General features: G+C 53.8%; 13 protein-coding genes, 8 tRNA genes and 1 rRNA gene. 17 read left to right on the top strand and 5 right to left on the bottom strand.

Going from position 1 to position 12,895, the window contains the following annotated elements:
* The 9 genes from BLO51_RS18310 to BLO51_RS18270 form a co-directional block, all read left to right on the top strand.
* A 23S ribosomal RNA gene (locus BLO51_RS18310) occupies window positions 1–334 on the top strand; the annotation flags it as partial.
* A 168-nt stretch (window positions 335–502) separates the two neighbouring features.
* A tRNA-Ser gene (locus BLO51_RS18305) sits at window positions 503–590 on the top strand.
* A 10-nt stretch (window positions 591–600) separates the two neighbouring features.
* A tRNA-Met gene (locus BLO51_RS18300) sits at window positions 601–674 on the top strand.
* A 19-nt stretch (window positions 675–693) separates the two neighbouring features.
* Window positions 694–769 (top strand) — tRNA-Val (locus BLO51_RS18295).
* A gap of 3 nt (window positions 770–772) precedes the next feature.
* A tRNA-Thr gene (locus tag BLO51_RS18290) sits at window positions 773–848 on the top strand.
* A gap of 21 nt (window positions 849–869) precedes the next feature.
* Window positions 870–946: transfer RNA gene (locus BLO51_RS18285), tRNA-Asp, on the top strand.
* Window positions 947–1,008: 62 nt separating this feature from the next.
* Window positions 1,009–1,084: transfer RNA gene (locus BLO51_RS18280), tRNA-Phe, on the top strand.
* A gap of 21 nt (window positions 1,085–1,105) precedes the next feature.
* Window positions 1,106–1,191, top strand: a tRNA-Tyr gene (locus tag BLO51_RS18275).
* 11 nt (window positions 1,192–1,202) lie between these two features.
* A tRNA-Lys gene (locus BLO51_RS18270) sits at window positions 1,203–1,275 on the top strand.
* A gap of 67 nt (window positions 1,276–1,342) precedes the next feature.
* Here the strand turns inward: BLO51_RS18270 and BLO51_RS18265 are convergent.
* The 5 genes from BLO51_RS18265 to BLO51_RS18245 form a co-directional block, all read right to left on the bottom strand.
* Window positions 1,343–1,651: an MTH1187 family thiamine-binding protein gene (locus BLO51_RS18265; RefSeq protein ID WP_090674170.1), complete on the bottom strand. Its 309-nt coding sequence runs from the start codon at window positions 1,649–1,651 to the stop codon at window positions 1,343–1,345.
* Window positions 1,652–1,722: 71 nt separating this feature from the next.
* Window positions 1,723–3,297, bottom strand: coding sequence for a GMC family oxidoreductase (locus BLO51_RS18260; protein WP_090674168.1), 1,575 nt, complete (start codon window positions 3,295–3,297; stop codon window positions 1,723–1,725).
* Window positions 3,287–3,895, bottom strand: a complete 609-nt coding sequence (locus BLO51_RS18255) for a gluconate 2-dehydrogenase subunit 3 family protein (protein WP_090674167.1) — start codon at window positions 3,893–3,895, stop codon at window positions 3,287–3,289. Before BLO51_RS18255 ends, BLO51_RS18260 begins: the two co-directional genes overlap by 11 nt.
* Before the next feature lie 4 nt (window positions 3,896–3,899).
* Window positions 3,900–4,292, bottom strand: a complete 393-nt coding sequence (locus BLO51_RS18250) for a hypothetical protein (RefSeq protein ID WP_090674165.1) — start codon at window positions 4,290–4,292, stop codon at window positions 3,900–3,902.
* 20 nt (window positions 4,293–4,312) lie between these two features.
* Entirely contained in the window at window positions 4,313–5,557 is a 1,245-nt protein-coding gene (locus BLO51_RS18245; protein WP_281180387.1) for a nickel-dependent lactate racemase family protein, read from the bottom strand.
* Window positions 5,558–5,782: 225 nt separating this feature from the next.
* Here BLO51_RS18245 and BLO51_RS18240 point away from each other — a divergent pair, with 225 nt between their 5' ends.
* The 8 genes from BLO51_RS18240 to BLO51_RS30435 all read left to right on the top strand — a co-directional run bounded on the left by BLO51_RS18240 (window position 5,783) and on the right by BLO51_RS30435 (window position 12,627).
* On the top strand, window positions 5,783–6,898 hold the full coding sequence (locus BLO51_RS18240; protein WP_090674161.1) for a PucR family transcriptional regulator: 1,116 nt from the start codon (window positions 5,783–5,785) through the stop codon (window positions 6,896–6,898).
* 93 nt (window positions 6,899–6,991) lie between these two features.
* Entirely contained in the window at window positions 6,992–8,116 is a 1,125-nt protein-coding gene (locus BLO51_RS18235) for an ABC transporter ATP-binding protein (RefSeq protein ID WP_090674159.1), read from the top strand.
* A gap of 159 nt (window positions 8,117–8,275) precedes the next feature.
* A complete protein-coding gene (locus BLO51_RS18230; protein WP_090674158.1) occupies window positions 8,276–9,172 on the top strand; it encodes a LysR family transcriptional regulator in 897 nt (298 codons plus the stop codon).
* A 58-nt stretch (window positions 9,173–9,230) separates the two neighbouring features.
* Complete coding sequence (gene hprK / locus BLO51_RS18225; protein WP_090674156.1) at window positions 9,231–10,169, top strand: HPr(Ser) kinase/phosphatase; 939 nt, start codon at window positions 9,231–9,233, stop codon at window positions 10,167–10,169.
* A 57-nt stretch (window positions 10,170–10,226) separates the two neighbouring features.
* Window positions 10,227–11,222 (top strand): prolipoprotein diacylglyceryl transferase, encoded by a 996-nt coding sequence (lgt, locus tag BLO51_RS18220; protein WP_090674155.1) that lies wholly within the window; start codon window positions 10,227–10,229, stop codon window positions 11,220–11,222.
* A 4-nt stretch (window positions 11,223–11,226) separates the two neighbouring features.
* Window positions 11,227–11,874, top strand: a complete 648-nt coding sequence (ppaX, locus tag BLO51_RS18215) for a pyrophosphatase PpaX (protein WP_090674154.1) — start codon at window positions 11,227–11,229, stop codon at window positions 11,872–11,874.
* Between the two features lie 3 nt (window positions 11,875–11,877).
* Window positions 11,878–12,384: an acyltransferase gene (locus BLO51_RS18210; protein WP_090674153.1), complete on the top strand. Its 507-nt coding sequence runs from the start codon at window positions 11,878–11,880 to the stop codon at window positions 12,382–12,384.
* 123 nt (window positions 12,385–12,507) lie between these two features.
* Complete coding sequence (locus tag BLO51_RS30435) at window positions 12,508–12,627, top strand: putative holin-like toxin (RefSeq protein ID WP_245719726.1); 120 nt, start codon at window positions 12,508–12,510, stop codon at window positions 12,625–12,627.
* Window positions 12,628–12,895 lie beyond the last annotated feature (268 nt).

Below are 12,895 nucleotides of genomic sequence, written 5' to 3'. Positions count from 1 at the left end.
CCCATTAAAGCGGTACGCGAGCTGGGTTCAGAACGTCGTGAGACAGTTCGGTCCCTATCTGTCGCGGGCGTAGGAAATTTGAGAGGAGCTGTCCTTAGTACGAGAGGACCGGGATGGACGTACCGCTGGTGTACCAGTTGTTCCGCCAGGAGCACGGCTGGATAGCTAAGTACGGAAGGGATAAGCGCTGAAAGCATCTAAGCGTGAAGCCCCCCTCAAGATGAGATTTCCCAGTATGTAAGACCCCTTGTAGACGACGAGGTTGATAGGTTCGGGGTGGAAGCGCGGCAACGTGTGCAGCTGACGAATACTAATCGGTCGAGGGCTTATCCTACAAGCTTTCCGATGGAAAGCTGCTTCGGAAGCAACTAAGGTTTAGATATCAGTGAAGATATATCTTTTAGGAGCGACTTTTGACGCAGTCAACGGAGCGAGAAAAGATATATCGAAACGCTTTGTTTCGTTCCAGTTTTCAGGACGCAAGTCTTGAATGTTTTAGCTTGGAGAGATACCCAAGTGGCTCAAGGGGACCCTCTGCTAAGGGGTTAGACTGCGTAAGTGGTGCGAGGGTTCGAATCCCTCTCTCTCCGTTTTATATTTGGCGGCGTAGCTCAGCTGGCTAGAGCGTACGGTTCATACCCGTAAGGTCGGGGGTTCGATCCCCTCTGCCGCTATCATTCATTTTCGTTCTATGGAGGCTTAGCTCAGCTGGGAGAGCATCTGCCTTACAAGCAGAGGGTCGGCGGTTCGATCCCGTCAGCCTCCACCATATGCCGCTGTAGCTCAATTGGTAGAGCAACTGACTTGTAATCAGTAGGTTGGGGGTTCAAGTCCTCTCGGCGGCACCAGTTGTTTTAATATTATAGTGTGGAGCCGTGGTGTAGAGGCCTAACATGCCTGCCTGTCACGCAGGAGACCGCGGGTTCGAATCCCGTCGGCTCCGCCATGATTTATCTTATCGGATAGGATAAGCTTGAACTTTAAGGGACAAGCTAACCGCATACATAAGGCTCGGTAGCTCAGTCGGTAGAGCAGAGGACTGAAAATCCTCGTGTCGGCGGTTCGATTCCGTCCCGAGCCACCATAGGCCTTACAGCCATTACACGGAGGCTTAGCGAAGTGGCCAAACGCAGCAGACTGTAAATCTGTTCTCTGACGAGTTCGGTGGTTCGAATCCATCAGCCTCCACCAGTTACTTTTACGAGCCATTAGCTCAGTTGGTAGAGCACCTGACTTTTAATCAGGGTGTCGTAGGTTCGAGTCCTACATGGCTCATCATTTAGGTGGCAAGTAAAGAGACCTCAAGGGGTCTCTTTTTTGCATTGTACTTACATATTTTACTTTACGATTGAAGTTTGTCGCGGACGGAGCGAAGCTTCTGGTCCATTGAAGCGTTTTTGTCCCGACGGTCATCGATTTTGATCGATGTGGACACGCGTTTGGCTCCATGTTGGAACGGGGCTTCGTGCAGCCGCTGAAGCACTTGAAATAAATCTGATAATTCTCCTTCGATGATGGTGCTCATCGGCGTCATTTGGAATTGAATCGGTTCCGGGGCTTGTTCCAGCAGGCGGTGCAGATCGGCAACATACCCACTTAAGCTGGTCGTTTCGGTTCCGATGGGAATGACGGTTACTTCGACTATAGCCAACGGTTCTCCCTCCTTCTTACTTGTAAACACGGCATGTGTTTATTTTACCGTAAAGGATGGGCAGGGTATAGTCACAACTCCATTCGCTTTATAGTCGCCTTGATATAATCAGCAGTGCGGGCCGCTAGCGCCATCACCGTATTGGTCGGATTGCCGCCTCCGGACGTCACGAAAATACTGGCGTCACATATAAACAGGTTCGGAATATCGTGCGTTTGCCCATAGGAATTCACGACGGACGTATCGGGATCGTTGCCCATACGGCAGCCTCCCATCAAATGCGCCGTATCGGGGACGACGAATTCGGGCTTGCCTCCCGCGGCGCTTAAAATTTCGCTCATCGTTCCGATCGCGTGCCGGATAAGCCGATTGTCGTTTTCTCCATAGCTGAAGGTGACTTTCGCGCGAGGCATGTTGAAAGCATCCTTTTCATCGCTCAAGGTAATGGCGTTATCCGGGTTCGGGAGCACTTCCCCAACTAACGTGACTCGGCCGAAATAATTGTAGTCGAGTACCGCTTCCCGCAAACGTGTCCCCCAAACCGGACCGTTCTTACCCGATTGGGTAATCCCACTGGCAAAGCTCACGGGCCGGACCCCGTGGGCGTGCAGCGTATAGCCGCGGGCAAAATCGCGTTCGGGGGAAGTGGTGTAAAAGTCCTGCGTCGTTGCAAGTACGGGGGTTCCTTTATACAGGCGGACCTCCTCCTCGAATCGCGCATAGACATCGTGACTGCTGTGGGTCATGAATGCTTTCCCGACCCATCCGCTGCTGTTGGCGAGTCCGTTTGGAAACCGGCTGTTGGCTGAATTCAGGAGCAGCCTAGGGGTTTCCACGACGTACGTGGACAAAATGACCAACCGCGCCCGCTGCTCACAGGTCACATCGTTATGAACAAACGTCACTCCCGTGGCCCGGCCGCTGGCGTCCGTATTTACTTGGGTGACCCTGCAATCGGCCAGCACTTCCGCACCGGCTTCAATCGCTTTGGGAATATGGACAATCAGGGTGCTGAACTTGGCGTTCGGCATACAGCCTTGGTTGCAAAACCCGCGGTTGATGCAAGGCGGGCGCCCTTCGAAGGGCGCGGACAAAATGGCAAGCGGGCTGACGACCCAGCGAATGCCGAGCTTTTCGCAGCCTCTGGCAAATACCTGCGCGTTCGGGCTGATCGGATCGCGTTCAGGATAAGGATAGGGGCCGTGAAACTCGCCCCAAGGGAAATATTTTGGGCCCGAGACGGCGATTTCCTTCTCGATCTTCGTATAGTAGGGCTCGAGATCGGAATATTCGATCGGCCAATCCTCCCCGACGCCGTCGAGCGTTTTCGTTCGAAAATCGCTTTCATGAAAACGCAAAAAGACTCCGGTAAAATGCGTCGTTCCCCCGCCAACCCCCCAGCCGGAATTGTTATGGCCCATTTGCAGTGGGTCATGACCATCCACAATACGTGCCTCCTGCCAGCCCAGACTCTGCATGGCGAGCTCATCGCTGGCCAGATCGCGCTGCGGGTCCCGAAACGGTCCGGCTTCCAGCACGACGACGCTCATGCCGGCTTCGCTCAGCTCTTTGGCCAATACGCCGCCGGCAGCTCCGGCTCCGACAATGACGACATCGACCGTTTCGCCCTCATATTTACGCTTCATGCTGTTTTTTCTCCTCCTTAGGCTCCCATGGATCAAGCTGCCCCGGATGCATACGTACATAGCCGCGGGGATAAGCGGGACCTCCGTATCCGATCTCCGACCATATTTCAGGATGAGAATAATAAGCCTCGACAGTGAGGTTCAGCAGTTTCTTGAACAACGCGGCCTGCGGCACGTGCTGCCACACTTCGAGAGGCACCGCTTGATTACGGCTGACATCGAGCATGAGCTGTTTTTTCTGCTTCGGTTGAAGATGAAAGAAGCGCTCGGTATGGATCGTTTGACATGCGGTATCCAGGGCATGAAGTCCTTCGCGCACCAGCACGGCCGCCTCAGGCTCGCCGCTTTTACGCTGACTTTCTTGTCCGCCCGCCAGCGTCCGGTCGATATGATCCAATACGAACTGAATGATTTCCGGTCGTTCGTCATCGACTAAAAGAGAGCACCAGGCTCGCAAATGTTCGGCTTCGACGGTCGTCAGGAACACATAATCGCCGGTAGTGTGCAGCCGGGAAAGCACGATTCGCTGGGTATGATCGTCCCAAGTATCTTTTTCGTGCATGACATCATAGGAAGGGTACCGTGTAAGCTTTTTCATCGCATTACCTCCAATAATAGGCGAGTAGTCCAAGGACGCTCAGCGCACTGAACAAGACCGGTAGCACGACAGGAGGACCGACAAGAAAGTTGCGCATCGTATAGCCGCCGACGCGAACGCCTACCCCGTGGAAATGAAAGTAAAACCCGATGCCGCCTGCAACAACACCGAACCACATAAGATAGGAAAAAAGGTAAAGCAGCCAATCCAGTCGGTAATAGGCAAGCGATACGGCAAGCAGGCTGAATATAGGGGCAGAGACGACGGGAACCCACATGGCTTTATGGTGAAAGTTTTGGCGGTAATGTGAGATGGTCACTTGTATCCAAATGGCCAAGAAAGCGATGCCTACGAACAAAAAGACGACGCGTGCCAAGGGCCAGCCGATCCAGTTCATACGAATCTTCCTCCGTTCTGTTAGCGCTGATGTCGCGGATAGGTTAGCGAGCCGAACGGCATGAGAGCCAGCTTCGCACCGGGGTCTTGCAGCAGAGCTTGGGTTGTCGCGCTCAAATCGTCGACCGGATAAAAGCCTAGCAATTCAACCAAGTGACGGGGCAATGAGGAACGGACAAACACCCGGGCGCGGCGCAGCACTTCTTCCACATGCAAGATTTTGTGGGCACCCAGGACGAATCGTTCACGCAGTTTGTCCGTCATCTTCCGGCGATCGCCCATCGTTTCGATCCAATGCTGAAATAAGCCGTTTCCCATCCCTTCGGGACACTCCGCCACAAGAAGCAGGGAGCCTCCCGGCTTTACGAAAGCAGCGGCATTGCGGAGTGATTTTAAAGCTTGATACATTTGCAAATCTTTCGGAGCTCCTCCGGCCGATACGACGACGACATCGTACAACTCGGCTACCTGCCGGGTAAACCAGCCGGCGGCAAATTCGGCTCCCTTCCGATGAGCTTCCGCGGTCTGTCCGGCTACGGCTTTCAGCACATGACGATTGTGGTCGACGATCACATTAAGCAGGAATTGGAGAGGGACGAACCGCTCGGCTTCCTCCAAATCAAGGTGCAGCGGATTATACGGGTCGCCGGGGACAGCCGTGTACGTTAACGACAACGCATGATGGCTTTCAATCGTACGTTTGGATGCCACCCCGGGTACGAGCGCTTTAACGCCTCCAGAAATGCCCACCATCGCATGAGGCTCGATATTGCCCGTCGCAATGCGCAGCGGCGTCTCGGCGACCATGCGGTTGATCTCGACCGGGGTGCCGAGCGACGTTGTCCCCATATAAACACAATCCTCCGATGCGGCCGAATGATTATGCACGCGGACTCTCTCGTAAATTTCAGCGCCGACCAGCCGCTTCAGTTCATCGGGCGTGTGCTTGCGATGGGCGCCCAGCGCCACGACAATATCGACCTGATCGTCACGAAGGCCAGCCGCGTTCAGCTCTTCTAGCAGCGGAGGCAAGAGCAGCCTGGTAGGGCACAAACGGGTACCATCGCTGATCAGAACGACGACCCGGCTTGTCCCCTTGGCAAGCTCACGGAGTCTCTTTGCCCCGATAGGCGTTGCCAAAGCTTCGCGAATCCGGTTTTGGGACAATTCGGGAGACGTCTCTAAAGCTTCGAGTCCGTACGTCAATGTATCGTACGTCCTGCCCGAAGGCAGTTCCAGCGAGACAGTGGTGTAGCCATAAAGCAGCTCGGGAATGGTGCAGGCCTCCTTCCTCTTGCAGATTAGGAATGGATGAGGGTGGAAAATTCATTTTTATTATTACCGTATCTTAATCTCTTATCCGCAGCTAAACACGATTAATGATTTACGTCCTAAAGCAGTTTCTTTTCTTGCGGCTCCTAGGCCCGATTGTGATACAATAGGCGGTAACTAGTTATTTTGAATACAGATATTAAGGTTGGGAGCGAGGAGATGGATTGGGAACAAGTGAGGGAGCAGCTTGAAGCCATACTGAATACTCCGGTTCAAACCACCAGATGGGCCTGGGAAGCGTGGCGGCGCGAAGCAAAGAAGCATAAAGCAGAGCCGGGGTCCGAAGGCGGAAGCTTGATCAAAGAGGGCAGGCTTCTTTTTTTGGCGCAAAAAGAAGAGCAGGATGTGCTGCTTCTGAGCATACAAGCAGATGCCGTATCCCCTGTGGAGCGGCGTCTCGTGGAGCTTACGCTGGAAAGCCGCAAAACGCAAGATATAAAGCCTCTGGCGCTCGTCAGCGAGGAGGAGCGCAAAGCAGGGATGGTGCGCGACTGGCTTCGCACACAGCAGGAGCTTGGCTTGGCGCAGGCCGAGATGCCCGATTCCCTGGTGTCGCAGCTGTCGCTCTACTCCAAAAAAATTCCGCTTTTGTTGTATGGGGACTACACCACCTCGCGGCGGGCGCACGACCGGGAGCTGAAGAAGCTGCTGGAATCGTTCTTCGATGCGGATATGACTCTGATTCCTCTGACGGATAAGGAATGGCTCATTCTCGGCTCGGAAAAAATATTGTCGATGGACGCTGGCGACGATAAGGAAGACTCGGATGGCGAAACGCTGGAAGACCGGCTTGCTGCCATCGGCTACGGCTTGCACGAAATGCTCGAGAATGAATGGGTAGGCGAATGCCATCTGGCCATCCACTACCCGATTATGCCGGCGAAGTCGTTGTATGCCGCGGTGCTTCAGCTCAGGGAGACGATGATGCTGGGACGCACGTATCACGTGGGCAGCAATATGCATATGCCATGGGAGCTCCAGCTGGAAAGGCTGGTGCATTTGGTGCCGGAAGCGGAGAAGGTGAGCTTTCTCGAGAACGTGCTGAAACGGCTCGATGTGGCGTTCGATGCGGAGACGATGACGACGCTCGAACAGTTTTTCCAGTTGGACTGCAACGTCAGTGAGACGGCCAAGAAGCTGTATATTCACCGCAATACGCTGTTGTACCGCTTGGACAAATTCAAGCAGGAGACGGGATTGGACGTGCGAACGTTCAACAACGCCGTGCTTGTGAAGATTGCCATGCTATTGTACAAAGTAACGAAAAGAAAGTAATTTTTTTGTGAAGATTGTGCATAGTCATGATACGCCTTGTTACGGTATGATTTAAACAATGAACACGATACTAATTCGTAGGGGGAATCAATCATGGCAGGTGTACGTTTGAACCACATCGTCAAAAAATATCCGGGCGCAGAAGAAGCAACGGTAAAAGACTTCCATCTTGATATTCAGGACAAGGAATTTCTGGTTCTGGTAGGCGCTTCCGGTTGCGGTAAATCCACGACGCTGCGGATGATCGCCGGGTTGGAGGAAATCACGGAAGGCGAGCTGTATATCGGCGATCGTCTCGTGAACGACGTCGCTCCGAAAGACCGCGATATTGCGATGGTATTCCAATCCTACGCTTTGTATCCCCACATGAACGTATATCAAAACATGGCATTCGGCTTGAAGCTGCGTAAATTCAAAAAAACCGACATCGACGCTCGCGTGCGCGAAGCGGCCAAAATTCTCGATATCGAGCACTTGCTCGACCGTAAGCCGAAGGCGCTCTCCGGCGGTCAGCGTCAGCGTGTTGCCTTGGGCCGGGCGATTGTCCGTGAGCCGCAAGTGTTCCTGATGGACGAACCGCTGTCCAACTTGGACGCGAAGCTGCGCGTACAAATGCGCGCTGAAATCACAAAGCTCGTTAAACGTCTCGAAACGACGACGATCTACGTAACGCATGACCAAACGGAAGCGATGACGATGGGCGACCGGATCGTCGTTATGGATAAAGGTATCATTCAACAAGCGGCATCTCCGGAGGAGATCTACAACTATCCGGTGAACATGTTCGTAGCGGGCTTTATCGGTTCCCCGTCTATGAACTTCGTGCATGGCGCATTCGCTGAGCAAGGCGGCAGCTTGTACTTTAAAGCATCGGGCTTTAATGTCGAAGTAACGGAAGGCAAAGCCAAAATCCTCCGCGAGAAAGGTTATGTCGGCAAGGAAGTCGTACTGGGCGTACGTCCGGAAGATTTCCACGAAGAAGCGATCTTTATGGAAGCTTCTCCGAACACGATCATCAACGCTCATGTCGAAGTAGCGGAGAACCTTGGTCATGAAATGCTCTTGCACCTCAGCGGAATCGGCAGCCAAATCGCCGTGGTTCGTGTAGACGGCCGTTCGAACGCCAAAGAAGGCTCCGGCGTAAAGCTTGCTGTGGATATGAACAAAGTTCACTTCTTCGATAAAGATACGACGAATTCCATATTGCTGAACGCTTAATGCGTATCGAACAGAATAAAAGGTCAGTCCTGACGGGCTGGCCTTTTTTGCTGCGGCTGGCATTGGAATGAAAATCGCGATATGCTAGGCGTAGCCTCTACGAATGAAGGGTTCGTCCGGACAGCGCGGCTGTACGAAGAACTGGGGAGTGGGGAATTCATGAGCATCGAGCAATTAAAAGTGTTTGTGACGGTAGCGGAGCTGCAGCATTTTTCACGTGCCGCAGAGCTGCTGCATTTGTCTCAGCCGGGAGTCAGCATGCATATCCGCAGCTTGGAAAACGAGTTCGGGGCGAAGCTGCTTCATCGTTCATCGAAGCGGGTGAAGCTGACGGAGGCGGGGGAAATCTTGTATCGTCAAGCGAAGGCGATACTGCTGCAATACGAGACGGCGAAGCATGAGATCGACAGGCTGAACCAGGTCGTCTCCGGCAGTTTGAGCGTCGGGGCAAGCTTCACGATCGGAGAGTTTCTTCTGCCCAAGTTGCTGGCGAGCTACGCACGGCTGTATCCGGGGGTGGAGGTACAGGTCACCGTCGGCAATACGGATGAAATCGAGCGGCTTGTGCAGGCGCACGAGCTGGAGGTCGGGCTGGTCGAAGGAGAGCTGCAGCGGCCGGGGATTCGTTCGGAGACGTTCATGGAGGACGAAATGATCGTGGCCGTCCCGGCAGGCCATCCGCTTGTGGCGTACCGGGAAGTGACGCCGGAGGCTTTGCAGGATCAAGTCTGGATCTTCCGCGAGGTCGGCTCCGGTACCCGGGCCTACAGCGACCGGCTGATCCGCGAGTGGGGACTGCGGGTGCAGCGGGCTTACGTGTTGAGCAGCACACAAGGCGTCAAGGAGACGGTTGCGGCGGGACTGGGCATTGCTGTATTGTCGCGCTGGACTGTAGGACGAATGGTTGCGACGGAGGAACTGAAGGAGCTGCGAATTCGCGGACAGCGGCTGACCCGTTTGTTGTCGCTGATTCAGGGCGAGGAGCGGGCGGGGACGCTTGCGCTGGACCGGTTCGTCCAGCAGGTGAGAGGGCTTCGTACGGCCTCTTCCGGTTGATTTATGAGGCTGATTCCTTTAGGATGAGGATATTGGGATATAAAGGAGAAAGATCACGATGCCGAAAAAAGTGAAAGTATCGGATTTGGTGAGAGAGTTCCATCTGGAAATTATTTGCGGCGAAGAGGGACTGAAGCGTCCGATCGTCACGGCGGATTTGTACCGTCCCGGGCTTGAGATGGCTGGATATTACGAATTCCATCCGACGGACCGGGTCCAAATTCTCGGCAAAACGGAGCTGACGTTTTTCGACGGGTTGTCATCGGAGGAGCGGATGGACCGGATGCACCGGCTGTGCGCGCCGGAGGAAACGCCTTGCATTATTATCAGCCGCGGGATGGACGCGCCGATCGAGCTGCTGGCGGCGGCGAACGACCATCAAATCACGGTTGTTCGGACAGCGATGGCGACGACGATTTTGGCCAGCCGCGTAACGAATTTTCTGGAAAACCGGCTTGCCCCTACCACGACGATTCATGGGGTGCTGGTCGACGTATATGGTATCGGCATGCTGATTTCCGGGTCCAGCGGGATCGGCAAAAGCGAAACGGCGTTGGAGCTGGTGAAGCGGGGACACCGGCTGATCGCGGACGATGCGGTCGAAATCCGTCAAACGGCCGACCATCAGTTGATCGGCAACGCGCCCGAATTAATTCGGCACCTGCTTGAAATCCGCGGCATCGGAATTATTAACGTCATGACGCTGTTCGGCGCCGGTGCGGTGCGTACCGAGAAGAAAATATCTGTGGTCGTCAAACTGGAGACATGGCAGCAGGACAAGCAGTACGACCGGCTCGGCCTGGACGAGGAAACGACGCAGATTATTGATACGAACATACCGCTCGTGACGATTCCGGTTCGGCCGGGACGAAACTTGGCGGTTATTATTGAAGTTGCGGCGATGAACTACCGCTTGAAACGGATGGGTTATAACGCCGCCCTGCAGTTTACGAATAAATTGACCGAGTCGCTGGCCGAGGACATGGACGATTTGTAAGGGGAGGCCCCGAATGGAGGGGCGGACAATTTTTGGTATAAGGAAGGAGTCACAAGCATGTTTCTCGCGATTAATCCGATTGCTTTTTCCATCGGTCCGTTAAGCGTCCGTTGGTACGGCATCATCTTAGGGACGGCGGCGCTGGTCGGTCTGCTGCTCGCGATTCGAGAAGGGAAACGGTTCCGCATGTCCCCGGACTTCTTCATGGATCTGGTGCTGATCGGGGTACCGTCGGCGATCGTTGGCGCAAGAATTTACTATGTCGCTTTCAAATGGGAGGATTACCAAGATAATCTGTGGAAAGTCTTTGCCGTTTGGGAAGGCGGTATTGCTATCTACGGAGCGTTGATCGGCGCCATTATCGCGGCAGTCATTTACGTGCGGCGGAAAGGCTACTCGTTCTGGCGCATTGCCGATATCTGCGCGCCTGGCCTAATCATCGGACAAGCGATCGGGCGTTGGGGCAATTTTATTAATCAGGAAGCGCACGGCGGGGTGGTAGCTGAATCGTTCCTCAGGAACAACCTGCATCTGCCGGATTGGATCGTCAATCAAATGCTTATTGAAGGCCAGTATTACCATCCGACGTTTTTATATGAGTCGCTTTGGAACGTCGCGGGACTCCTTCTGCTGTTCGTGCTGCGTCGGCGTTCGTTTTTGCGGGCGGGAGAGCTCTTCTTCAGTTATTTTATCTGGTATTCGATCGGGCGGTTTTTCGTAGAAGGCCTGCGGACGGACAGTCTCGATTTTACGGGACCAAGCTGGCTGGCCGCGCTGATGAACGGCATGTGGTCGCCGATGACAGCTTTCGGCTTCGAGCCCGGATTCATGACCTACGGAGGCAATGTGCGGATTTCGCAGCTTCTGGCGGTGCTGATCGTGCTGGCCGCGTTTGTGCTGATCATCGTTCGCCGCCGGACGGGCGCAGCTTCGGAGCGCTATAGCGCTCCGATTGTACGGATCGGACAAGCCCCGGAGGAAGCGAGCAAAGCCGGCGATGCAGACACTCGGCCGAATGGCACCAAGGAAGCAGACATAAAGGCAAAGGAGTAGCAGTATGATACAAACGGTGTTATTTGATCTGGATGGAACGATTGTCGATACGAACGAGCTGATTATTCAGTCGTTCTTGCATACGTTTGAGGGAATAACTGCAGAGCCGGTAACTCGGGAACACATTGTGCCGAACATGGGACGACCGTTGATCGAGCAGATGGTGTTCTTCTCCGGACGGGAGCAGGTGGACGATTTGGTGCAAAAGTACCGGACGTTTAACATTGCGCATCACGACGAACTGGTGCGGGAATTTCCTTATGTTCGCGAGACGCTGGCCAAGCTCCATGCCGCCGGCGTCAAGCTGGGCGTGGTGACAAGCAAAATCCGGCAGACGACGGAAATGGGGCTGAAGCTGACGGGGCTGTACGACTACTTCAGCACGGTCGTAACGGTGGACGATGTCGGGAAAGCGAAGCCGGACCCGGAAGGGATTCATAAAGCGGTTCGGGAGCTCGGCGGCGATCTCTCGTCCGCGCTGATGGTCGGCGACAGCCACTATGATATCGAAGCGGCGCACAATGCGGGCATTCCGTCGGTAGCGGTCGCTTGGTCGCTGAAAGGGACCGAATATTTGAAACAGTATAACCCGACCCATATCATTCAGGATATGCGCGATATTGTGCCGATTGTCGGGATCGAGGGGAAGTAGCGCTTGAGAAACACGGACAAATATCCGGTGGAAGGGCCGAACTCGCTGTGGCAGGTTTATAAGACGATCAGCCGTTTCAAGGCGGTCCGCAATTTTATTTTTATCCAAATATCCAGGTATGCGCCCTCCTTGCCAATGAAACGGTGGATTTACCGCCACGTGCTTGGGATGAAGGTAGGGGAGCATGCCTCCTTTGCGTTAATGGTGATGGTGGATGTTTTTTTTCCGGAGAAGATCGAGGTCGGAGACAATACGATTATCGGTTACAATTCGACGATTTTGACGCATGAGTATTTGATCAAGGAATACCGACTCGGGCGGGTGAAAATCGGGTCGCATGTGATGATCGGAGCGAATACGACGATTTTGCCCGGGGTGACGATTGGCGATCATGCGGTCGTGGGCGCGGGCTCGGTCGTGCATAAGGATGTTGCGCCGTACAGCTTTGTGGCGGGGAATCCGCTTCAGGTGATCCGGGAGGATGTGCGCATGACGGAGCAGGATAGATGAGTGGGCACGTTTTATCTATTGCAAATTTAACATTTTGCAAAAGTTAACAATTTGCTCTATAATACGGCTTGTACAATAAAAAGGCTTGCAAGGGCGGTCGGCTAATCTCCCGGAAGGGAGGAGATGCCTGTGGAGGCTAAGGACACGCTGACTTTAATGATCGGCTTCGGGATGCTGCTTATTGCGCTGCTCACGCTGATAGTTAACATCATTGTCGCTCTTATCCAAAACAAAAAGAAATAGACCGCCCATTACACAGGGAACACGGTCTATTTCACGATCATTCCTTATTCAGCCAACCGCCTTTGAAGCGGTTATTGTACCAAGGGAGAACGGTAGCCGCCGTTGCTCCTTTGTATTGTTTATTATATGCTCTTGCCTTTATTCGTGCAACCGGCTCCATGCAAGCGGATCATTGACGAATCAAGCGCTCCCGTGATAAACTTACGATTACATTCTTTATTTTGGTAGCATGGTAGCGCACTAAAGCAAAATTAAAGATAGCAGGGTG

Source organism: Paenibacillus tianmuensis (assembly GCF_900100345.1).
In the GTDB taxonomy this organism is placed as follows: domain Bacteria; phylum Bacillota; class Bacilli; order Paenibacillales; family NBRC-103111; genus Paenibacillus_G; species Paenibacillus_G tianmuensis.
This window is presented reverse-complemented; position numbering and strand designations above follow the sequence as displayed.